The sequence below is a fragment of the Methanosarcina sp. 2.H.T.1A.6 genome, from assembly GCF_000979455.1.
GTDB lineage: Archaea > Halobacteriota > Methanosarcinia > Methanosarcinales > Methanosarcinaceae > Methanosarcina.
This window is the reverse complement of sequence record NZ_JJOY01000031.1, coordinates 40,769-62,214: the sequence shown is the minus strand read 5'-3', so window position 1 is coordinate 62,214 and position 21,446 is coordinate 40,769. Positions and strand designations below refer to the sequence as shown.

The window sequence follows — 21,446 nt, the reverse complement described above, 5'->3', positions numbered from 1 at the left end:
TTTTATTTCCCGGAGATTTACGTTATAAAGCATAAAATATTATTTAATATACGATCTTTAAAATAAAATATAATAACAGCTTATTTTAGATTATATATTCATAGATTGTAATAAAACAGAAATAAATGATGATATCAAAAAAAATTAGAATACTTTTTTGTAGATCCTTTAATAAGAAACTTAATTCTGAGATGAACTTAAAAAACGAATCAAAATAAATAAAAGCATTAAAAGAAAAATTAATGTAGCTGTAAAATCCCTCTTCCTGGACAATTTTACCACCTCAATTTATAAGATCTACCGATTGATAACAGAGAACTATCAACCATCATCTTCACATAAATCTCTTTTTTGCATAAACTATTTTCTGAATAAGCTCTTTTTTGCAGTAGGATACTCAGAACTGAGCCTGAAGACAAAGGCAAATACCAGATTTAGTAAATCAGTAACTATTTTCTGTAGTCGTATATATAGCCGGGCGTATATATAATTCCACACAAATATTTTTAGAAGACAATTCCCGAGGCACCATGCACTCTCTTTATGCCAGAGCCTGGTACAGTAAAGCGCTTGCTCTTTTGAACCTGAAAAATCCGATCGGGTCAGAGAATAATTTTGAAAAGGCTCTTGAAGCTTTCGATGCCCTGCTTGAGATAAACCCTCAGGACACAGTCGCCTGGCAATACAGGGGAAATATACTGCGTTACCTGGACAGACCGGAGGAAGCTCTGGGAGCTTTTGAAAGGGCTCTTGCTTTTGATCCGGACAATGTTTCTGCCCGCTACTTTAAGGGGCTTACACTCGGGTACCTGAACCTTCCGGAGCAGGCTCTGGAGGCTTTCGAAGGGGTGCTTGAAAGAGACGCAAAACATGCAGGAGCTCTTTACTACACCGGGCTTGCCTTAAACCGGCTTGGAAGGCATATCGAAGCAGTTTCAGCCCTTTCAGGAGCCCTTGAAATAAATCCTGAAAACCCTGGAGCCTGGTACTACAGGGGAGTATCCCTCTACATTCTGGGAAAGAGTGTGGAAGCTCTTGAAGCTTTTGAAGAAGCACTGGCACTGGAACCCTTACATGCAGGGGCCTGGGAAGGCAAGGCAAAAGCATACCTTTCCCTGGGAAGAAGAAGGGAAGCTTTGAGAGCATGTGAAAAGGCTCTGGAAATTGAACCCGCTTCTGCAGGAGCCTGGGAAACTCAGGGGAAAATTCTGGAAGGCATTGGAAAAAAAGAAGAAGCGCTTGAAGCTTTTGAAAAAAGCCTTATTCTTGAGCCCATGAACGTAAAAAACAGGATCGAAAAAGGTAGGCTGCTCGGAAGCCTGGGAAGGTATGGGGAAGCGCTTCAGGCGTTTGAAAGTGTACTTCAGATGGACAGTTCCCTTACTGAAGCAAAAATTAACAGGGGAAAAGCCCTGCTGGCTCTTGGAAACTATCAACAGGCACTTGATTCATTCAGTAAAACCCTTAAAGAAGACCCGGAGAATTCAGAAGGCTGGGAGGGGATGGGCAGCTGCTTCCTTGCCCTCGGAAAATATTATGAAGCAATGCAGGCTTACGAAAAAGCCCTCTCCTTCGGGCCAGAAAATAGCTGCATCCTGAGCGGTATTGGGGAGGCCTATTATGAATTTGGGGATTGTTCCGGAGCTCTTGAGGCTTTTGAGAAGGCTCTGAGGCTTGATATAGAGAATGCCTTTGCCTGGAACGGAAAGGGAAATGTACTCTGCAAACTCGGGAAGTACAGAGAAGCCCTCGAAGCTTATGAAAATCTCCTTACACTTGATTATGACAGCCTGCCGGCCCGCTACAACCGCGGAGTCGCCCTCTCCAGGCTTAAAACCAGGCAAAATAATACCGAAGAGCCTCTTGAAAACCAGCTCCAGACAGCTTTTAAAAAATACCTTGAGCTGTCCGAGGAGCTTCCTGAAAATAAAATCGGGGCTGAGGGCTGGAAATACAGGGGGCTTGCTTTTGCCGAACTTGGGGAATATAAAGAAGCACTTAAAGCTTTTGACAGAGCAGCAAAACACAGATCAGAGGACATATCTCCCCTTGTCTACAAAGGAATTGCTCTCATATGCCTTGAAAAATATGAAGAAGCTCTGGAGGCTTTTGAGCAGGCAGAAGAGATTTTTTACACAACCATAGGCACAGAAAAAGCCGGAAGGCCCGGTGATGAACAAAAAGTGGAGATGTCCCGGATTCTGGACCCTGCCGGGAAAAAGCCCGTGCTGGAAATGCTCAGGACCGCGAAAGGTTTTGCCCTTGACGCTCTTGGCAGATATGAAGAAGCCCTGAAAGCTTTTGAGAGTGCCAGAAAGCTTTCCGGAAATGGGAAAATCTCCTGTTCCGGGAAAGGTATTGTTTTTTCACACCGCGGAGAATGGAAAAAAGCCCTGGAAACGTTTGATACAGCCCTTATCTTCGATCCCAAAGATGCCACGGCTTCGGTAATGAAAGCCTTTGCCCTGATAAGGCTTCAGGATTTTGAGAAGGCTGCCGAGGTCCTTGAGAGGTCCACAGTAGAGAAGACGGACCCTGATCTTCCCTCCTGCCTGCTGGGTTTTGCCTTTTCTAAGCAGGGAGGTTTTGAAAAAGCCCTTCGGGCTTACAGGAAAGCAACTGAAGCAAACCCGAAGAACATTCATGCCAGAAACGGGCTTGCAGAGATTTACTTCAGGCTCGGGAACAGCATGGGTGCGTTAAAAGAGCTTGAAGCTTCAATAGCAGAAGCTCCGGAGAATGCCTTCTCAAGGAGCCTGAAAGGCAGAGTAGAGCTTGAAGAACAGGCATGTGAAGACGCTCTTGAGTCCTTCAGACGAGCTCTTGCCCTGGATACGGAAGACCAGAGGCTCCTGCTCTGGGATGCATACGCCAGGTATATGTGTGCAGAAGCTTCTTTTGAGGAAAATAGTGCGCGTTTCAGGTACATGCTCCTTGCGGCTGCCGGAAAACTTGAAAAGGCAGCCATCTGCCAGGAACCCGAAGACAACGAACTGAAAGCTTATGCCCTGTACTTCCTGGGACTTTTTTATTGCAAGATCCGTTACTTCCGAAAAGCTTCGGAAAGGCTCGAAGAATGCCTGAAGCTTGAGAATTCCAGGAAGGTAAAACAGCCTGCATCCCTGCTCCTTAAAAGTATCCGCGTAAGAAATCGTAGATATGCCTGGTGGGAATGGTGGCTTGCTCCGGGAACATACGGTTTTATTAAAAAAGCAGGATTCGGGCTAATTTTCCTTTTGATCTTCAGCTTGCTGCTGTCTCACCCCGCAGCCTCAACCCTCCCCATTGTATCCTGGCCGGCAGCAATTGTAAGCCAGATTTTTTACCAGCCTGGTGAAAACAATGTTTTATGGGCGCTTTATGAAAAAGAGTATGTAAGCTCGATTTTGATTTTGTCCGCCCTCCTGTTCCTTCCGGCATTCGGATTTGGCAGGCCGGAACAAGAAGAACTTGAACTTGAAACGCTTACTCCACCGCCTCCGGACTTTGACATCCCTGTATCCATTCTGGAAGAGTTTACGGAAAAGCTTGAAAAAAGCCTGTTCTCTCCGGAACCCATGAGAGAAAGCATTGAGAAACTTGGGAAATTTTAAAGCTCGGGAAGTTTTGAAGCCAGGGAAGAGAAACCGGAAAAGCAAATGTATATAACCCTCTCCGATATTATCGAAGGCAGTGATAGCAAGCAGAGGAGACGCACCGGAAGGAGAGTGGAAGCCGTGAAAAACACATTCATCCTTGGAATCGAAGGCACTGCCTGGAACCTGAGTGCCGCAATCGTGACCGAGACCGAGATCATTGCCGAGGTCACAGAGACATATAAACCCGAAAAAGGCGGAATCCACCCCAGGGAAGCCGCCCAGCACCATGCAAAATATGCAGCAAGTGTTATCAAAAAACTCCTTGCAGAGGCAAAAGAAAAAGGGGTGGAGCCTTCAGATATTGACGGCATAGCTTTTTCTCAGGGCCCCGGACTCGGACCCTGCCTGAGGACTGTTGCAACCGCAGCCAGGGTGCTTTCCCTGTCCCTGGGTATTCCTCTTATAGGGGTCAACCACTGCATTGCTCATATAGAAATAGGGATCTGGAAAACCCCTGCAAAGGACCCTGTAGTTCTTTATGTAAGCGGGGCAAATTCCCAGGTTATCTCATATATGGAAGGGCGGTACAGGGTCTTTGGCGAGACTCTTGATATTGGCCTTGGAAACGCCCTTGATAAATTTGCGCGGGGAGCAGGCCTGTCTCACCCGGGAGGGCCTAAAATCGAGACATGCGCAAAAGACGCAAAGCAATATATCCATCTCCCATATGTGATTAAAGGAATGGACCTCTCATTTTCCGGGCTGTCCACTGCTTCAAGCGAAGCCCTGAAAAAAGCCACTCTTGAAGATGTCTGTTATTCCTATCAGGAAACAGCTTTTGCAATGGTTGTGGAGGTTGCGGAACGAGCCCTTGCCCACACGGGAAAAAAGGAAGTGCTGCTGGCAGGCGGAGTAGGTGCAAATACCAGGCTTCGCGAGATGTTAAACAAGATGTGTGAAGCCAGGGATGCAACATTCTATGTACCCGAAAAACGCTTCATGGGCGACAACGGGACAATGATCGCATATACCGGGCTCCTGATGTATAAGTCCGGAAATACCCTCTCCATTGAAGACTCGCGTGTGAACCCGAGTTTCAGGACCGATGATGTGAAAGTGACCTGGATAAAGGAAGAGGATATGAAAAGGGTCCCTGAAATCTCTCCTGAGACGTTCTTCAGGACTCCCCCCGGAGAAATGCTGGACAGTGGGGCTGAAGCTGTTGTTTACCTTGAGGATGGACCTGAAGGGAAGAAGGTGCTTGTTAAGGAAAGGGTCCCTAAGGTTTACAGGCACAGAGAGATAGATGAAAGGATAAGGAGAGAAAGGAACCGGGCAGAAGCCCGCCTGATGTCTGAAGCCAGGCGCACGGGAGTGCCTACGCCAATCATCTACGATGTTGAGGAATTCAAGCTCAAAATGCAGTTCATCGAAGGAGTCCCCATAAAGTATCTTATAACTCCCGAGGTTTCGGAAAAGGTCGGAGAACTTGTGGGCAAGTTGCACAGTTCAGGTATAGTGCACGGAGACCTTACCACCTCAAACCTCCTGCTTGCAGGCGAGAGGCTTTACCTCATTGACTTCGGGCTTGCTTATTTTGACAAAAGCCTGGAAGCCAGAGGTGTGGATGTCCATGTGCTTTTCCAGACTTTTGAAAGTACTCACCGCGACCACGAAACCCTTGTTAAAGCTTTCGAAAAAGGGTATGGAAGTACTTTTATAGATTCAGAGGATGTACTCCGGAGAGTTGAAGAGATAAAAAAGAGGGCTCGCTATGCATAAGATCGTCTTTGTTACGGGAAATAAGGGCAAGTTTGCCGAAGTAAGGGATATCCTCGGAACTTTCGGAATCGAGGTAATCCAGAACAAAAATGGTTATCCGGAACTCCAGGAAGATGAACTTGAACCGATCGCGGCTTACGGGGCACAGTATGTTGCAAACAAACTGAACATGCCTGTGATGGTAGACGACTCCGGGATCTTCATAAATGCCTTAAACGGCTTTCCGGGCCCATACTCCCGTTTTGTGGAAGACAAACTGGGAAATCCTAAAGTGCTCAAAATGATGGAAGGAGAAGAGGACAGGGCCGCATATTTTAAAACCGTAATCGGATATTGCGAACCCGGAAAAGAGCCCCTGGTTTTCCCTGGAATAGTGGAAGGGAAAATCGCATACGAAGAGCGTGGCACGGGCGGTTTTGGGTACGACCCTATCTTCGAGTACCAGGGCATGACCTTCGGGGAACTCGGGGACGAAGAGAAAAATAAGGTTTCCCACCGGCGCAGGGCTGTCGATAAGTTCCTGGAATGGTTTACCAGCAGGGCTTAAAAACCCTGCACTTTCAGAAAAATTGCCTGCAAAGGCCATTTTCTTAACTTTTTCTCTTTTTTCATTTTATTTTATTCTTCGATTCTCTTATTTCACTTTCTTTTATTCTTCCAGTTTGTGCTTGAGCATATCAAGGGCCACACTGAGCTGATTTAAACCCAGTTTCAGGGCAACAGTAATGATCTTGTTATTTGAAGTATGGCCGAACTCTCGTTTGATTGCAAATAAATCCATTATGCACTGCTGGTCCAGGACGAGCGGCCCGTCAAGCAGATCTTTTGAGGTAGGCTTTTTGCCTTTAATATCGATTTTCTTTGGCTCGGTTTTTGACCCGTTTTCCGATTTTGCAGCCCCTTCTCCAGCTTCAGGTCCTTCTGGCTTTTGCCCGTGGACGTATTCCATTTGCTGGAGACAGTGAGTCAGGCAAACGTTTTTTATAAATTCTTCAACCTCCATGCCGTAAAGGGCTGCATACTTTTTGATTTCCTCAAGCTGCTCCTCAGAAAAAGGAATGCATAGCAGATTTTCCTCGCATTCTTCGTTTATCCCAAACCCTCCTGTGTGTTCCGATGAATTGTACTTTTCATTTTCAGTTTATCTTTTTATCGGGTTTATCTTTTGAGCATTATTTTATTCAAGGTTGCTTTTGTCAGTCGTCTCCTGTTATCTTTTAGCCTGCTCTTTATCTTCAAGTTTTCCTTTTAGATTTTAGCTGCCAGAAAACTTCTACGTCTCATCAAGTAAAATTTTTTAATATGTAAGGGTCATTTACAATTACATGAAAAAATTTATTTCCGACACTGTGGCCGCAGACACCATCCCCCTTAAACTTGTAGTGTATCTTGCGCTTCTAGCTGCAGTAGTGCTCCTTCTGGCTCAGGCCTGGAACATAGCTTCTCCTGTCCTTCAGGAAGCGGAGATTAAAGCCCAGGCAGAAACTGCTTCCCTTTCCCTTCTCTCGATCCAGGGAGGATATGCCCGAAACCCTGCAGACAGGTACAGCCCTGAGGGGAGCATGTGCACCCTGACCTTTTCCCTCCCGCCGTCTGTCAGGTACATCAGTTTCGGAGTGGACCCCGACCATGAATGTAATGGCAACCTGACCGACTCCGAGTGGATTCCGGAAAACAATACCCTTATCTACCAGTACAAAAATGGCGTTAAAAAGAGAGTGCTGATTGAAGGAAAACCCATCCACTTTATAAAGGGCATACAGAATCCGGAAAGCATCTGGATTCCTGCCGAAAGCCAGGACAGCAGCCAGAAGTCTTCAGTTCTCGAAAGTACGGGAGTGGTGATAGAATCCCCGGTTTCGGGCGAGTTCCGGTTTGAAATGGTTACCCTGGACGGCATAAAATATACAATGGCCAGATTCTGAAACAATGGCCTGGTTTTGAAATCAGGAGTCAGAAACCAGGAGTCAGAAATCAGGAGTCAGAAATCAGGAGTCAGAAATAAGTAATGCCCTTGCAGGGGCACCGTCGCAACCCTCAACTTTAAGGGGCAGGCACAGGAAAAAATACATCCCTGTATCGACTGAGCTGAGGTCAAGACATTCCACAATGTTCACGTTGTTTGAAAGAAGCATGTGATGAGCAGGCAGGCTTTCTGAGGAGAGGCTGTCCACGGAAAATTCATCAATTCCTACTGTTTTGAACCCGTTCCGGACAAGCCAGGTTGCAGCAGTTGCATCGAGGTATGCAGATTCCTCAAATTCCTCTTTTCTATCGGGTTTCCCTGCCTGAAAGCCAGGAATTTCGGGATGTTGTTCATTCCGGAAAGAAGCCTTTGTTTTCAGGAGGAGGATAGAAACACGTTCAGTAATTTTCTGGTCATTATAAGCCTTATCAAGAATATTGTCTGTCAATGCCCCATTTCTTCGGGATAAATCCAGAACAACCGCCTTGCCCATAAGGCTCTCAAGGTCCAGTTTATCAACTGAAAGTCCATCTTTCAGGATGTGAGACGGCGCGTCAACGTGCGTGCCGGTATGGCTCCCGAAACTCAATATGGATACTGCACACCCGTCCTTTTCGAGAGTACAGGCCCTTTCAATTGAAGGCTCCGGGTCTCCTGGAAAAATCGGAGTAAGAGATGAAATAGGGACTGTAACATCTATGATATTTCCCTTAACTGGCATTTTTTCCGGATTAAACATCTCATTTCGCCTGCCCTGATTATCTATGGCTTTTTTTTCGGATTCACTTCATTCAAACTTATTCTGGTTTGATCCTGATTTCACTCTGACTTCGTTCCGACCGGGTTTTGACTTATTTTCATATTATTCCATGTAAATGATGGATCGATTGGTACATTCATCTATGCACTTCATGCAGAGGTTACATTTTTCAGGATCAATCTTCGCAAGCTCGTTTTCTTCGTAAATGGCACCCACAGGACATACATCCTTGCACTTGCCGCACCTTTTACAGCCGAAAACTACAACGTATCCGTCCTTCTCTGACATCAGTGATCCTTTGGCGTCTGATAGATATATTAATTTCTGAACCATTATTTTCTGAACCATTAATTTCTGAACCGGGCCCGAAAAAATTCATTTTCATTTGGGAGATCTCATTCGGGGCAAGGGCCGGCATCCGGAAACAAGCCTTATATAGGACAAAAGAATATGCAGTCTCAGGTATGGAAAAGTTCACAGAAGATGAGACTGGCTCCTTTTGCAGTTACCTTTCAGAAGGCTGCAGGCTCTGCCAGCAGGGCGCCAAAATGGTGCTCTTTGTAACTGGCCTTTGCCCTAAAAACTGTTTTTACTGCCCACTTTCCGATGAAAGGCGTGGAAAAGACCTGGTTTTTGCAAACGAAAGGCTTGTAAAAAGCGATGAGGATTTGTTAAAGGAAGCTGAGCTTATGGACGCCCTCGGGACAGGGATTACTGGTGGAGAGCCTCTACTTAAAGTGGAGAGAGTCCTGCACTACATCTGCCTGCTTAAGTCCTCTTTTGGAAAAGCTCATCATATTCATCTTTATACGTCTCTTGCTCCTGAGAGGGAAACCCTTGAAAAGTTAGCAGAAGCAGGCCTTGACGAAATCCGCTTCCATCCTCCACAGGCTGTCTGGGGAGAGCTCATGCAAAGCCCCTATGCAGATACCCTGCGAAATGCAAAAGATCTGGGAATAGAAACCGGAATAGAAATTCCTTCCCTTGAAGGTGCAGAGAAAGTTGCGGCTTTTGCAGAGGAAATGGGAATTTTCCTCAACCTGAACGAACTGGAATTTTCTGATAATAACTCAAATGCCCTTCATGAAAATGGGTTTTCCCTGGAAACAGACATTTCCTGTGCTGCTGCCGGGTCCCATACTTATGCTAAAACTGCCTTTAGTACGTGCAAAAGAGTGCATTTCTGTTCTTCGACTTATAAGGATGCAGTCCAGCTGCGCAAAAGGTTTCAGAGGATTGCAAAAAACACAGCAAGAGAATTTGACGAGGTCACGGAAGAAGGCACTCTTATCTATGGGGTTATCAACGAAGGGGACCAGGAACTTGCAAAAGAGATCCTCAGGGAGATAGAAGTTCCTGACGAACTATATGAAATAAAGGAAGGAAAAATTGAGATCGCCTGGTGGGTGCTCGAAGACCTTAAGGACGGACTCAAAGAAGAACTTGAACCCCTTGGAACAAAGCTTTTCATAATTGAAAGGCATCCTTTTGAAGACGGGCTGCTTGTAGAACTTATTCCTCTATGAGGGCGTCTGCCCGGACTTAAATCCAAATTCCTTTTAAAGAAAGCAGGACAAGATTTTTTCAGCGGACCGGCACATAGATAAAAATTTATAGAAGATGGGCCTTATAGAAGATAGACCAATAGAGTTTAGAGAGCTACTAATCTTCTCTCTGGTTTGATTAGATATGGAAGATCCTAAATGCTCTCAGATCCGTTTCGTGTGAAAAAATAAGCCATAAATTTGGAAAAGGGGGTCCTTATGCCATATCCGGTCGTACATGTTCTGTTTTTTTTGTTTTGCATCGGCGCGGTAGCCATATATGCTATAACAAAAGCGCTCTCTCGCGGAGAGCTCTCATTCAGAGACTCAAGGAAGCTACTATTGCTGATGTTTGTAGGTGGTTTATGCACTATGTTCCCGGATCTAATAGTTGTATATAATCTGCTCATAAACGGCACTTTACAACACTGCTGGGTTGGCCCGATCCCGACACATTCATTGCTGTTCAGTTCTACTGCAATTCTGTTCGGAGGGATTGTCGGATATGCTGCATACAGGGAGCTCAATAAAGCGGTATACATGGCAATTTTTGCAGAATCTGCTTTCCTCACGCACCTGCTGTTAGATGATATAACTGAAGCATACTGTCCTTATCTCTATCCGCTTTACAATAAACCTACCAGTGTATTCTTACTAATGAATGCAGAATTCACAGGGGCCGGTTTATTTTATTATCTGACAGCATCTTTTGTATCTGTTTTCTTTATATTCATGGTAATATTAATGGCACTGTTTGCTTTGAGTCGATTTGGGTTTGAATTCAGTTACAGAGCGGAAAAATGATTCGAGATCGGGTTGAAAGATTAAACAAAATACATTGGGAAAAAATAAAAAGTAGTGGATTAAAATAATCAGAGATCAATACTCAGAAATACAATAAGTAATGAAGATAAAAAAAGTAAAAGGGATTAAGGCCCTGTAAATCAGGTTTGAAGCTCGCCTACACCGTCGAGCTTTTTAACGACTCGAGCCGGATAACCCAGAGCAAGACTGTTTGGAGAGATATCACGGGTAACCACAGATCCAATACCAATTATCGAGTTATCCCCTATCTCGACTCCCTGGGTGATTATACATCCAGGATTTACAGAAACTCCACTTCCGATTTTTATGGGATCTATAGTCCTCGGATATGCCTGTCTTGTGGTCAGGCTACCTCTGGAATGAGCTGAGAGGATGCAGCGGTCTCCTATTTCAGAGTAATCTCCCACTGTGATCATTTCAGGGTGAAGCCTGTCAAAGACCACATCATAGCCGACATATACGTTTTTTCCGAGATTCACGCCTCGCATTTTATGAAATTTCGCTCTCCATGAAGGAATCGGAAACCACGATGCAACACGTTCCAGAACCCAGTTCTTAAAGTACTTCATTCCAAAGACGAGTTTATTGCTATGGTAATGATCAGCTACTTCACCAAAAGTTACTTTATCTCTGTTTGATACTAAGGCGGTCATATAATACTCCCCATTTTGCGGTGAAAAAATCCCCGACACTTGCTTTTCATTGTTTTTCCACCGATAAATATATTTCCTATAGTCAGTCTTGAACTACATTAATTGAAGTTTGAACCACATTAATTGAGATTATAAAATATACAATTTTGAAAGAAGTGAGATTATGATTATCTTATCATGTAATGATCTTATCAGGTTTTACTTCGGGTTACAATTTTAAGGAGTAAAGACTTTTTTATTTCTACTGCATCATTCGGACACAGTTCGCGACAGCAGTAGCATTGGATACATTTTTGCTGGTTAATTTTTAGTGTTCTTCCCACTTCCTCAATTGCATGCGCTGAACAATTCATAACGCAGGCTTTGCAAAGCGCACAGTTTGACGTGTTGATAAAAGGCTTTACAGTTAATTGCTTTCGAAGAATTCCAATAAGAAAAGACGGCATGTAGGCAGTAATTCCACCTTCCGACCTTTTAAACCTGAGACTTACCTCCTGCAGAGGCACTCCTGCAACTTCCGGATGCCTGGTGCCGAACCCTCTTGAGAGCGCAGCTTTGTTTGTAGGAACTTTTAAAGGATTGATTCCTATAAGCTCAGAGGCTACGATATCCAGGGATACACAGTCATAACTTGCCATGACCACGCCTGCAAGTACAGGTGTGCCATTCGAAGGTCCATTCCCTTCCATTCCGAAAACGCCGTCCATAACTGCAAGATGAGGCTTGGCGATAGAGTAGATATCGACAACAGCATGTCCAAAACGGTCACGATCTTCCAGGGCATGTGCCTGCTTTCTTATTTTCTGAGGCACTGCCCCAAAGAAGTTTTTGACAGCCCCCGTATAGAGTGTCAGTTCATGCGTCTTGAGTTTTGGAAGTGAGATTACCACATCAGCCTCAAGGACTGCTTTTGCGACGTACAGGCGTGGGAAATGCCTGGCGTTGGGAACAGAAACCTCAGTGTAACCGGAGGTCTCGAAATTGATAAGCTCTGCGCCGACAGCGGATGCTACACCTTCAATCCCCGATGCACGAAAAGCCTCCGTAGTCGTCGTAGAACCCGGTTTCGCAATCCCTGACCCGTCCCCTATAACAGGAATACCTCCTGCTTCCAGGACCAGTTCACACATTGCAGAGACTATTGCAGGATGAGTGGTGACGGCATCCTCCGGAGGCCGGATCGCAAGTACATTGGGTTTAAGAAGCACGCGATTACCCGGAGATATAACGCTCTCAAGCCCGCCTATCAGGTTGAGTGCCTCCTTAATTGCACCTTTTACACCCGAATAGTCGGAACAGCGTACAATGGAAACTCTGGTGTTCATAAAACCTCAGCAGGAAACCCCTGAGTCTTTAGCTCAGAGGTAGTTGACGCTTATCCTTCAGAATTGCTGATTGAGTTAACGTTGACTTCGAATGTTGATTTTGTTGACCATTAAGAGGAAAAACCCTCAAATGGCTTTTCTGGCAGGCACCACATTTAATGAAGCATTTGCTCCATGTGACTTATATGCCCGGATAACAGATTGGAGGAGCAGCCCGTGTATACTCTGTGCTATCTCTTACTCTGTCAACGTGCCTCCAGGCTTTTTCTATGGTATCTCTGGGCAGGCCAGTGTTATTTTCAGTGATCTCTAAAGGCAGTTTATGTTCCTGGGCATACAGGAGCTGATCCAGGATGTGTATGGGCATACGCCAGTAGAACTCCTCATCAGTTGTATAATGGCTCCATGTGTCGGCACTTGGCGGGCGCTTTATAATTTCCTCATTTACCCTGAGGTGTTTTGCCAGAGCATAGATCTGAGTCTTATAGCAGTCTGCAAAAGGTTCGAGATCTACACCTCCATCTCCATATTTAACAAACTGGCCAAGGACAAGTTCGGTCTTGTTGGTTGTGCCGCAAACAGCGTAATTCATCTTTTCGGCATACATATACTGGACTATCATTCTGGACCGCTGCTTAACATTCTGCAGCCCTATCAATTCCAGATAATCGTTTGCTCTCAACCTGTGCCTGGCAACCGTTTCCCCGTCTTTTATCAACCTGATATGAGGAACGTTCAACAATCCCTGATTAAGGAAATCAGGCAGCACGAGTGAGGTGTTATGTATTTCGGGGTCATATTCCGGACAGGTCCTTTTTATTATCTGTTCCTTTTTGTTATAGATGCCAAGAGACTCAATGATTGGAGAAATCGGGACCTCCTCATATGAAACTCCCAGGCTTTCACAGATTTCTGCCCCCAGGGTTTTGCTTGAAGGAGCAGATTCTTTTTCAGGGAGGAGAAGGCCGTATACGTTTTCTTTGCCGAACTCCTGTACGCAAAGCGTAAGGGCTACAGCTGAATCAATACCCCCCGAAACCCCCAGAACCACTCCTTTTTTCTTAAAGGCCGTGATCTGACCTCTAATAAAACCCCTGAGTCTTTCAGCAAGCTTATCAGCATCTCTGTTCAATTCATCCATAATCTGCGTATTACTGCTGTCCGTTAACCGCCCGGTATTATTTTTTGATAACTGCGCGATATTACCCTCTGTAGTCTGCGCTACGCTACTCCCGGTTATCTGCATAGTATTACTCCCCTGATCGATTATTTGTTATGGTAGTTAGTTATACTTTTAAACTGTATGCAATAATATATTGAATCCCCGGATCATTTATTAAAAATAACTGGGCATATAAAGAATAACTCTTTGCTGAAAGAATATCGGATTAAACTTTCAGCCGGCTCTTTTATGAGTGATTTATCTTTATTTCAAGTTTCTCTGCAGCTTCCTCTATCAGCGGCTGCGATAGTTCCTGATGAAGTTTTTCCAGCCCTTCTTCCCTTGACATTTCCCCGCTTCGGACAAGCCCTGCTATGTCAAAGGCATATGGATGGAAGCCGTACTTTTCGAGGTGATTATGGCATGCAAAAGAATTCAGCGTACAGTTAGTTGAATTACTGTCATTAAGGTCGGGAGCTTTCCACCCGAGCTCCATTACTGTTTCAATCACTTTGTCCTCACTATATTCCCACAGACAGAGCGGATGCAGAATGGATGGAGCAACTTCACCGATATTTTTAATTACCTCATTTTTAATGAGGAACTGCTCATCCCTGTCATCAACACCTATTTTTTGAAGCTGCTTTTCAAAAAGATTCCTTGACCATTGTATAAAATTAGCTGACAGATTGATTATGGGATTGGGCGACTGTCCTGCTGTAAAGGCAAATACAACAAAAGGAGCATTCTGAACTATGGCCTGTTCCAGCAATTTCTGTTTGATGACGCTGATGCAGATATTGCATATGTCGCTTGCTCTGTATTTGGCAAACTTCGGGAATGCATCATAGGATTCGGCTGCCTTTCGGAAGAGCTCGTACAGGACCTCTGTTTCCATTGTCAGTTTAAAATAGTCGCATCCTGTAATCTCACACATTTTCTTTGCATTTACTACGGCATAATCTGAAGTGAACCCATTATCAAACTGGACAGCAAGTACTTTCAGGAAGGGGTAGTCTTTTTTGAGTTTGTAAAGTGTGTATGAAGAGTCTTTTCCACCTGAAAGTGCAAATATCACATCATAATTGCCCCTGCCGCTGTATTCTTTGAAGAGTTCTTCAATCCTGTTAAGGTACTGCTCCCTTTCCTTTGAAGAAAGAGGGACATAAGTCTCACAAAAATGGCAGAGGCCGCTTTCTTCGTTAATTTCTATGCCCGGAATATCCGAATTCAGAACACACTTTTTACATGCTAGCTTTGACATGCTGGTACTCCTCTATAATGGACCTATTGGAGATTTTTCCGTTCTCGCTCAGCGGAAGATGGTCAATGAAGAGGATCTCCCTGGGGTACAGGTATCCCGGCAGGTTCTTCCTGCAAAAAGCAAAAATTTCATCAACTTTAGTTTCCTGACTTGGTATGACCATGAGGCTGATTGCGTTGCCCATAAGCTCATGGGAAACAGGCACAACAAAAACGCTGGAAACCTCATTGTTCATTTCGATCTCTTTTTCGATTTCTCTCGGGTTAACCCGGTGGTCGCCTATTTTAATGAGGTCGTCCTTACGTCCAAGCAGCCTGATGTACCCGCCCGGAAGTTTCTGCGCCAGGTCCCCTGTATGCAGCCACCCGTCGATGACCCTCTTTTCAGTTGCAGCTTCATCATTCAGGTAACCCAGCAGGATATTGTCCCCCCTGGCAACAAGTTCGCCTGAGATGCCGGGATTTAATGGCAGGTTTTCAAAATCAAAGACCTCCAGTGTGACCCCGGGAATCGCCTTTCCTATCGTATCGATAAATTTGTCCACGTCTTCTACTGGTAAGTAGGCAAGCCTTGCTGTGGCTTCGGTCTGGCCGTACATTGGCAGAATCTGCGTACCTGGACTTAACTCCCTGATACTCCGTACAATAACCCTGTCCATAGCTCCGCCAGCAGATGCAGCGGTCCTGACATTTGCAAAGGCTTTTTTGAACCTTTCCGGATATCTGAGAAGAATACGATAGGTGCTGGGCACTCCATAGAATATGGATACTCCGGATTCAATGAGATTAAAAACCGGGTCTATGAAATTCATTGTCCCGGTGTGGATCGAGCCTCCAGCCATCAGGTGGGAATTGATTATTGAATTCCCAAAGGCATGATGGGGAGAGATTACCAGTGCTGCTTTATCTTTAGGGGTTATGCTCAGAACCTCGATTATTGATCTGGCATTTGATACCAGGTTTTTATCGCTCAACATAACTCCTTTAGGAGTGCCTGTTGTACCTGAGGTATAAAGCACCAGCCTCAGTTCTGGATTGTTTCTCTCGAGTATCACTCTTTTGCTGCAGGTCTCCACTGCAGTATCATCTGAAACAACGATCACAGTTCCAAAACGCTCAAAAAATCCATCTCCAAATCTTAAGTACTGTTTTTTCGTTGCAATTATGTTATTAATGCATGCAGCATCAAGAATTCGTTCAAGGCTTAACCCCGGTAATTCGATTGGCAGGGGTATTGCGATGTTGCCTGACCGATATACTGCCATAAGTGCCTTTATGTATTGTGTCCCGGACTCAGCCAGTATTGCAAATCTGCAGTGCTCAAAGTCAATCAGAGATGAGGCAATTATGTTTATATCCTCATCAAGACAGCTGTAAGAAATGGAATTTTTACCCTCTTCAAGGGCAGTCTGGTGAGGAGTTTTTCTGGCGTGTTCAGTGATATAAGCATCAATTCTCATAACCATTCACTTCGCCAGTCTGGTTATCAGGTCAGTGATCCCCTGTAGAGAATCGAAATTCTCCGGAGTTAGCATATCTTCAGGAATTTCGATAGAATATGTTTCACAGATATAATCTATCAATTCGAGTAAACCGATAGAATCTATGATGCCGTTCTGAGTGAGAGAATCACTGTCTCTAAGAACAGTTCCCCGCTCCATGAAAGAATTATCCTTCAAATAATCAAGTATGCCATTCTTTATCTGTTCCATACAATCTTACCCCTTTACTCAAATAAGATCATTAATCGCACGTAACACACACTTTGTCTATAGTGGTTGAAAGCCCCACAGGTAATTATGTAATACAACTATATAAATAATTTGAACAATTGCGTGCTAAAAAATCATTGGAAAAAAAGAAATTAAAAGGAACTTAAACGTATCAGGTTATGGCACTTGATCCATACAGTTTTATAATAAAATAATAAAGTTATTCAGAGAAGTTAAAATGGGTTATTCCTTGATCTCTTATGCTTTTTTACCTGATTTTATCAAACATTCTTACTTCAAACGTAGTTGATTTTCTCAAGTCGACTTATATTAATAGTATGTGGACCCGAATCAGTAATGACAGAAAAGATGTATTTATTGTCTAATAAATAGCTTAAATAACAGATATTATTGAAGTCCGGCTCTTTGCTGAGAATGGAAAATATGTTTTTATTAGAAAACTTACAATAAGCCTCTTTCATAGTCCATGCCCTCAAAATGTCGGCGTCGCGGGCAGATTTTTCGGTGCAGGAAAATGTTGTTTGAAAGTATTTTAAAGTATTTTTTAGTGTTAGTGATCTTTTAATTTCGACATCAATACCAACCTCAACTTTTGATATTGCAAGAGTTACAACATTTTCAGAGTAGGATATGCATATGTGCAACTCTTCATGGTTGAGTATATGGACTTGTCCGCACTCGTCTTTATATGTAGAGATATCCAGGACAGAACTTTTGTTAAGCAGATGGTATAGAACATGTTTCAAAACCATTCTGGAGACAATATATCTTTTTTTGAAATACATTGTTTGAAGTTTTTTCAGATATTCTCTTTCAATACTGTTGAGACATTCCATACTTAATGTGTCATAATTATCCAGATCAATAAGAAAGATAAGAACATCGTTTTGTTCCCATAAGCGGGGTATATTTTCCAGAGGAACGAAAGAGAGTGTCATCAAATTCTCAGAATACATGCAGCTCACAATATATTTACTACAATTGACTGTATATGAAAGCTCATATTTACAACTGGTGAAAATAGATAAAAAGACTTTCTATTTTCATTCAGCCAAAAATCCTAAGTTCGATGGTAGCAATTTCTCCAGAATCTCCAAAACCATGGAAATTGACTCTGTGTATAGATCATTTTTATCAGTATCCTTAATACGTCAATCATCAGGTTCCGGATGACAACACAGGTCTGTCCACAAAAACCATGCAGGAATTTGTGAAAGCTTCTGCACAGCCAGAAGAGAGTAAATCTGAAGAAAACGGGGAGAGTAGGATAGTCAATCAGATTATCTCAATACTGAGCACTCTTCTGTTCGGCCTTTGCGTCTCCATATTCTCTATGTACTGGAAAATCAACTGAGTAAAAGCACAAATAATTGAAATTGAAAAGAGTGTTACTGCCTTGCCGCAAACTGGAAGACAGGAAAATGACTAATGAGCTGCTTCTGAATAAATTTCAGGGCTGTGTGCGCCAGATAGCGTTGATATATAATCCTGTTTACTGCGGCAGCTTACTTTCTTTTATTATGACTATCCACAATCTTATATTCAAAGAACCCTGGACAACTCCAGACAAATAGGACCAAATCAGATTCAGGTTGCTTATTCAGGTAATTTTAACAAAGCAACTTAATCCGTGATTTATACTTTTAATCATCCCTTTTCTAATTATCCCCTGTCGTCTTTCTGCTTGCAGGCTGAACTGGCAGCATTAGTTAAAAATTATTTCCACCAATTTCTACTGTAAACTACTTATACATAAGATGTTATTCTGCAATACAAATGGATCTAATGGATCTTCAAGAAGGGCACCATCTCAGGTATAGTAACTGACAGTTAACCTTCACTGCATTCCTGTTGTGTTAGGCTGAAGGTTCGAGATATAAAAATTATGAGGTTTCATCCTTTTCTGAATTGGTCGGTGGATCTTCATAACATATCTGTATATCCATAATATACTTCAGTATAAATATTTAAACAAAAGTAATCCTAAAATATATAAACGATAAGGATATAGGGTATTCGATTCTTAGCGCCCCTACTTAAGGGTCGCATCTGTTTGGAAATAACAACCAGAATGGGAAGAATACAATATTAAAAGAATATAACTCAAATAAAAGAATATAATTCAAATTATCATTAAAACTGAGGTGTCCGAAACTGCAGACTGCGGAAGAAAGGGTAAGAGCGAGATTGATAAAGTATCTCGGCAGGGATGAAAACGGGATACGCAAGGTTGTGCTCAATCTCTTCCTGACCGGAGACAAGTTCACCACCGGTGAAGTTTATGACTACCTTGATAAAGGAAAATTCGAGGTAAGTTACCGGGGAGTGTCAGCCATGGTCGGGCTTATGAATACCAGACTTGGAATCCTGAGCATAAATGTCACCGGGGACCACAACGTCTATTCCCTGAAAGAGAGTTACAAAAACATTGTCGGCTCTGTTCTTGAGAACTACTGAGCCGCCTTATTGCTATCTGTTTTATAGGTTAGAGTAATCCCGTATTCCGAATAATCTATCAAGTTTCAGATCATGAAAAAATAGTTCTGAAACTTTACTGATTTTTGAGAATAAAATTGGTTTTGGGATCAGCTCGATATACAAATTGGAGAGACTGAAAATCTGAAGGCTTCCAAAACGAACATGAAATCCTTAGAATACCAGGCACATGGAATGAAAGCACTTTTCCCTACCTTTTTTGATAATTGATCTGATCATCACTTTTGGGCAGGAATGTTGTCCTGGATTTGTATTTAAAACCGCTCCAAAACTAATTCATGAATTGCCATCGGAGGCTCAAATGTGACTTTGATCAAGGAGGCAAAATTACCCTTGAGGTAATTATCTTGACTTTGAGGTAATTATCTTGACTTTGAGGTAATTATCCTGACTTTGCCACATTCTTTTTTTCAGATCTACCGCAGAATATTCTTCAACGTTTCTCCAGGCAACAGGTGAGTTTTGATTTGTGTCAGTAAAGGCGACGTTTAAGGGTGCATTCCTGAAGCTGGCAATGCCAAAAAAGTAGCAATAGGAGCATTGAGAATATGATTTCCGCTAACAGAAGCATTTTGAATGTTCTTGATTGTGATTTTGGAACCTGAACTGAAGGGATATACGTTTATAAAAGTATTATTATGTATTTTGACAGCCGCATTTGTAAAAGAATTCCCGTCTATATATACCCCATCTCTTTTTATATTTTTAAAAACATTGTCAGAAATTTCCAGATTCACTCCATTTATAAAGAGCTTCTTATATACTCCTTGACGTGAGATATTGCTAAATTTATTTTTGCTTATTATTATATTCCTAAAGCTTTCAGAATCTTGGAAAATAATCCCGTATTCTCCACCTTTTTGAGTATTATTCATAATTATAAGCGTATCTCCAATGCCGTTTTCACCTGATTGATAAGTATATCCAGCAATTCCATCCATAGTATTATCTTTTATTATATGGACTCCGTCATTTACGCTACCTCTTCTTGCGACTGCGCCATACCCCCCGTAGACTTCATTCTCGGAAAATTCTGAGTATTGCGTACCGTCAAGAAACGCAAAAAAATACGGAAGCTGCGGATATATTTTATTTTTAGTTACGATATAATTAATAGTAACAGGATGAGCATCAATTACATTGGCACCTTTGATGTTAGCTCCTATCAGAGTATTATTATTAATAAAAACGTCTCGATTTAAAGCCTTACGTTCATCCGTATTGCCTGTTATAGCATGCCTACAGTTTTCTATGTAATTATTGTCGATATTAACAAATGCCGATCCGCTCCACACCGCCACTCCGTATCCACTCCCTGGAAAAATTGAATTGTAAATTTCATTATTATTAACATCCACATTAAAACAGGAATAAAAGGAAATGGCGACGTATCCACTATCTTTGAACAAGGAGTCAGTAACAGAGCTATCTTTGCAATACCTCAAAGCCAGACCATGATGTGATGTTGTAGCACCGCTGTCCTGTATACTTATACTTTTTATATGTATTTCGATCGGTCTGTATATTTCAGCCTGGACAATCTCATGTAATTTATAATCCCTCAGGAGCGACTGATTTAAAGTGACAACGTTTTCGTTCACACTTTGCACCGAATACATTTCTCCTGTCATTTGGTCAGGATAATCCAGAGGGCACCACTGAACATTTTTCCAGATCTTAATTAGATCGTTTTTACGAACCTGTGAAGCATCATTTAAAACCAACTGAGACGAACCTTTGTCAGCGTCAGCAGAGAGAGGTTCGTTTGTGATCATTGATCCAGTAAAAAATATTACACTATCCGGACTTTCGGCAGTTTGAAGATGAAGAGTTACTTCTCCTTCACCTATTATATTCAGACTCTTGTCTTTTTGAGATATTTGTTTTGTTATATAATAGTCTCCTTCGCGGATAGTTATTGTACCTCCGCTTTTTAAGTTGTCTAGCGCCGCTTGAATGCAAGCAGCGTCATCCGTATAGTCAGACGTCAGATACAAATTAGAGACAGCGGGCTCAGCGTCATCATCAATTATAATGTTTGACACCAAATGAGTAGGATTAACAATCGGTTCAGACCCATCATCAATTGCGATATTTGACATCAAATGAGTAGGGTTAACAACCGGTTCAGCACCATCGTCAATTGTGATGTTTGACACCAGAGGGACAGGGCTAGTTAATGTAATGTATAATAGAGCAAGAACAAATACTGCCAAATAAGTTTTTGAATATTTCATAAGGGATCATCCTAAAACCTAATGTAACCTCGTTGTTGCTGCTAACATTACAACTTCAAGTAATGGTATTTCTTTAATCACATACCTTGGAAATACTTTCTTGCATGATTTTATACAGCAAA

At 42.8% G+C, this 21,446-nt stretch carries 18 protein-coding genes; 7 read left to right on the top strand and 11 right to left on the bottom strand.

What is annotated here, in order from left to right; translation table 11 throughout:
• Positions 1–530 precede the first annotated feature (530 nt).
• Genes EO98_RS09570 through EO98_RS09560 form a run of 3 tightly spaced genes read left to right on the top strand, consistent with a single transcriptional unit; the run spans position 531 to position 5,907 of the window.
• Positions 531–3,593 (top strand): tetratricopeptide repeat protein, encoded by a 3,063-nt coding sequence (locus EO98_RS09570; RefSeq protein ID WP_048137161.1) that lies wholly within the window; start codon positions 531–533, stop codon positions 3,591–3,593.
• Between the two features lie 45 nt (positions 3,594–3,638).
• A complete protein-coding gene (locus EO98_RS09565) occupies positions 3,639–5,360 on the top strand; it encodes a bifunctional N(6)-L-threonylcarbamoyladenine synthase/serine/threonine protein kinase (RefSeq protein WP_048137159.1) in 1,722 nt (573 codons plus the stop codon).
• A complete protein-coding gene (locus EO98_RS09560) occupies positions 5,353–5,907 on the top strand; it encodes an XTP/dITP diphosphatase (RefSeq protein ID WP_048137157.1) in 555 nt (184 codons plus the stop codon). The genes EO98_RS09565 and EO98_RS09560 overlap by 8 nt, the downstream gene beginning before the upstream one ends.
• Before the next feature lie 102 nt (positions 5,908–6,009).
• Here the strand turns inward: EO98_RS09560 and EO98_RS09555 are convergent, their stop codons facing one another.
• Entirely contained in the window at positions 6,010–6,363 is a 354-nt protein-coding gene (locus EO98_RS09555) for a hypothetical protein (RefSeq protein ID WP_048132212.1), read from the bottom strand.
• Between the two features lie 322 nt (positions 6,364–6,685).
• On the opposite strand from EO98_RS09555, the gene EO98_RS09550 reads away from it, so the two are divergent.
• The gene (locus EO98_RS09550; protein ID WP_048137155.1) at positions 6,686–7,285 is read left to right on the top strand and encodes a hypothetical protein; all 600 of its coding nucleotides are present in this window, start codon (positions 6,686–6,688) and stop codon (positions 7,283–7,285) included.
• A 63-nt stretch (positions 7,286–7,348) separates the two neighbouring features.
• Here EO98_RS09550 and EO98_RS09545 read toward each other — a convergent pair whose 3' ends face one another.
• Both EO98_RS09545 and EO98_RS09540 read right to left on the bottom strand, forming a co-directional pair.
• Complete coding sequence (locus tag EO98_RS09545) at positions 7,349–8,065, bottom strand: cyclase family protein (protein ID WP_048137154.1); 717 nt, start codon at positions 8,063–8,065, stop codon at positions 7,349–7,351.
• A gap of 123 nt (positions 8,066–8,188) precedes the next feature.
• Entirely contained in the window at positions 8,189–8,374 is a 186-nt protein-coding gene (locus EO98_RS09540) for a DUF362 domain-containing protein (RefSeq protein WP_048137153.1), read from the bottom strand.
• 176 nt (positions 8,375–8,550) lie between these two features.
• Here EO98_RS09540 and EO98_RS09535 point away from each other — a divergent pair, with 176 nt between their 5' ends.
• A complete protein-coding gene (locus EO98_RS09535) occupies positions 8,551–9,612 on the top strand; it encodes a radical SAM protein (RefSeq protein ID WP_048137196.1) in 1,062 nt (353 codons plus the stop codon).
• Positions 9,613–9,849: 237 nt separating this feature from the next.
• Positions 9,850–10,434 (top strand): metal-dependent hydrolase, encoded by a 585-nt coding sequence (locus tag EO98_RS09530; RefSeq protein WP_048137151.1) that lies wholly within the window; start codon positions 9,850–9,852, stop codon positions 10,432–10,434.
• Positions 10,435–10,574: 140 nt separating this feature from the next.
• Here EO98_RS09530 and EO98_RS09525 read toward each other — a convergent pair whose 3' ends face one another.
• The 7 genes from EO98_RS09525 to EO98_RS09495 form a co-directional block, all read right to left on the bottom strand.
• Positions 10,575–11,108: an acyltransferase gene (locus EO98_RS09525; RefSeq protein WP_048137150.1), complete on the bottom strand. Its 534-nt coding sequence runs from the start codon at positions 11,106–11,108 to the stop codon at positions 10,575–10,577.
• Between the two features lie 191 nt (positions 11,109–11,299).
• Positions 11,300–12,433, bottom strand: a complete 1,134-nt coding sequence (locus EO98_RS09520; RefSeq protein ID WP_048137146.1) for a DUF362 domain-containing protein — start codon at positions 12,431–12,433, stop codon at positions 11,300–11,302.
• A 181-nt stretch (positions 12,434–12,614) separates the two neighbouring features.
• The gene (nadE, locus tag EO98_RS09515) at positions 12,615–13,679 is read right to left on the bottom strand and encodes an NAD(+) synthase (protein ID WP_048137143.1); all 1,065 of its coding nucleotides are present in this window, start codon (positions 13,677–13,679) and stop codon (positions 12,615–12,617) included.
• A gap of 163 nt (positions 13,680–13,842) precedes the next feature.
• Positions 13,843–14,859: a hypothetical protein gene (locus tag EO98_RS09510; protein WP_048137141.1), complete on the bottom strand. Its 1,017-nt coding sequence runs from the start codon at positions 14,857–14,859 to the stop codon at positions 13,843–13,845.
• The gene (locus EO98_RS09505; RefSeq protein WP_048137194.1) at positions 14,840–16,318 is read right to left on the bottom strand and encodes a class I adenylate-forming enzyme family protein; all 1,479 of its coding nucleotides are present in this window, start codon (positions 16,316–16,318) and stop codon (positions 14,840–14,842) included. Before EO98_RS09505 ends, EO98_RS09510 begins: the two co-directional genes overlap by 20 nt.
• A 6-nt stretch (positions 16,319–16,324) precedes the next feature.
• Entirely contained in the window at positions 16,325–16,570 is a 246-nt protein-coding gene (locus EO98_RS09500; protein ID WP_048132227.1) for an acyl carrier protein, read from the bottom strand.
• 296 nt (positions 16,571–16,866) lie between these two features.
• Entirely contained in the window at positions 16,867–17,529 is a 663-nt protein-coding gene (locus EO98_RS09495) for a 4'-phosphopantetheinyl transferase superfamily protein (RefSeq protein WP_235283436.1), read from the bottom strand.
• A 1,249-nt stretch (positions 17,530–18,778) separates the two neighbouring features.
• Between EO98_RS09495 and EO98_RS09490 the strand changes: the two genes are divergently transcribed.
• Positions 18,779–19,048, top strand: a complete 270-nt coding sequence (locus EO98_RS09490) for a DUF2551 domain-containing protein (protein WP_048135725.1) — start codon at positions 18,779–18,781, stop codon at positions 19,046–19,048.
• Between the two features lie 527 nt (positions 19,049–19,575).
• On the opposite strand, the gene EO98_RS09485 is transcribed toward EO98_RS09490, so the two are convergent.
• On the bottom strand, positions 19,576–21,324 hold the full coding sequence (locus EO98_RS09485; protein ID WP_048137137.1) for a right-handed parallel beta-helix repeat-containing protein: 1,749 nt from the start codon (positions 21,322–21,324) through the stop codon (positions 19,576–19,578).
• Positions 21,325–21,446 lie beyond the last annotated feature (122 nt).

What these genes read in the sequence shown, in the direction of transcription:
- EO98_RS09500 (WP_048132227.1), bottom strand. Translation starts at nt 16,570, where the DNA reads ATGGAACAGATAAAGAATGGCATACTTGATTATTTGAAGGATAATTCT.
- EO98_RS09555 (WP_048132212.1), bottom strand. Translation starts at nt 6,363, where the DNA reads ATGGAGGTTGAAGAATTTATAAAAAACGTTTGCCTGACTCACTGTCTC.
- EO98_RS09505 (WP_048137194.1), bottom strand. Translation starts at nt 16,318, where the DNA reads ATGAGAATTGATGCTTATATCACTGAACACGCCAGAAAAACTCCTCAC.
- EO98_RS09565 (WP_048137159.1), top strand. Translation starts at nt 3,639, where the DNA reads ATGTATATAACCCTCTCCGATATTATCGAAGGCAGTGATAGCAAGCAG.
- EO98_RS09530 (WP_048137151.1), top strand. Translation starts at nt 9,850, where the DNA reads ATGCCATATCCGGTCGTACATGTTCTGTTTTTTTTGTTTTGCATCGGC.
- nadE (WP_048137143.1), bottom strand. Translation starts at nt 13,679, where the DNA reads ATGCAGATAACCGGGAGTAGCGTAGCGCAGACTACAGAGGGTAATATC.
- EO98_RS09550 (WP_048137155.1), top strand. Translation starts at nt 6,686, where the DNA reads ATGAAAAAATTTATTTCCGACACTGTGGCCGCAGACACCATCCCCCTT.
- EO98_RS09560 (WP_048137157.1), top strand. Translation starts at nt 5,353, where the DNA reads ATGCATAAGATCGTCTTTGTTACGGGAAATAAGGGCAAGTTTGCCGAA.
- EO98_RS09535 (WP_048137196.1), top strand. Translation starts at nt 8,551, where the DNA reads ATGGAAAAGTTCACAGAAGATGAGACTGGCTCCTTTTGCAGTTACCTT.
- EO98_RS09495 (WP_235283436.1), bottom strand. Translation starts at nt 17,529, where the DNA reads ATGACACTCTCTTTCGTTCCTCTGGAAAATATACCCCGCTTATGGGAA.
- EO98_RS09510 (WP_048137141.1), bottom strand. Translation starts at nt 14,859, where the DNA reads ATGTCAAAGCTAGCATGTAAAAAGTGTGTTCTGAATTCGGATATTCCG.
- EO98_RS09545 (WP_048137154.1), bottom strand. Translation starts at nt 8,065, where the DNA reads ATGTTTAATCCGGAAAAAATGCCAGTTAAGGGAAATATCATAGATGTT.
- EO98_RS09540 (WP_048137153.1), bottom strand. Translation starts at nt 8,374, where the DNA reads ATGTCAGAGAAGGACGGATACGTTGTAGTTTTCGGCTGTAAAAGGTGC.
- EO98_RS09570 (WP_048137161.1), top strand. Translation starts at nt 531, where the DNA reads ATGCACTCTCTTTATGCCAGAGCCTGGTACAGTAAAGCGCTTGCTCTT.
- EO98_RS09485 (WP_048137137.1), bottom strand. Translation starts at nt 21,324, where the DNA reads ATGAAATATTCAAAAACTTATTTGGCAGTATTTGTTCTTGCTCTATTA.
- EO98_RS09520 (WP_048137146.1), bottom strand. Translation starts at nt 12,433, where the DNA reads ATGAACACCAGAGTTTCCATTGTACGCTGTTCCGACTATTCGGGTGTA.
- EO98_RS09525 (WP_048137150.1), bottom strand. Translation starts at nt 11,108, where the DNA reads ATGACCGCCTTAGTATCAAACAGAGATAAAGTAACTTTTGGTGAAGTA.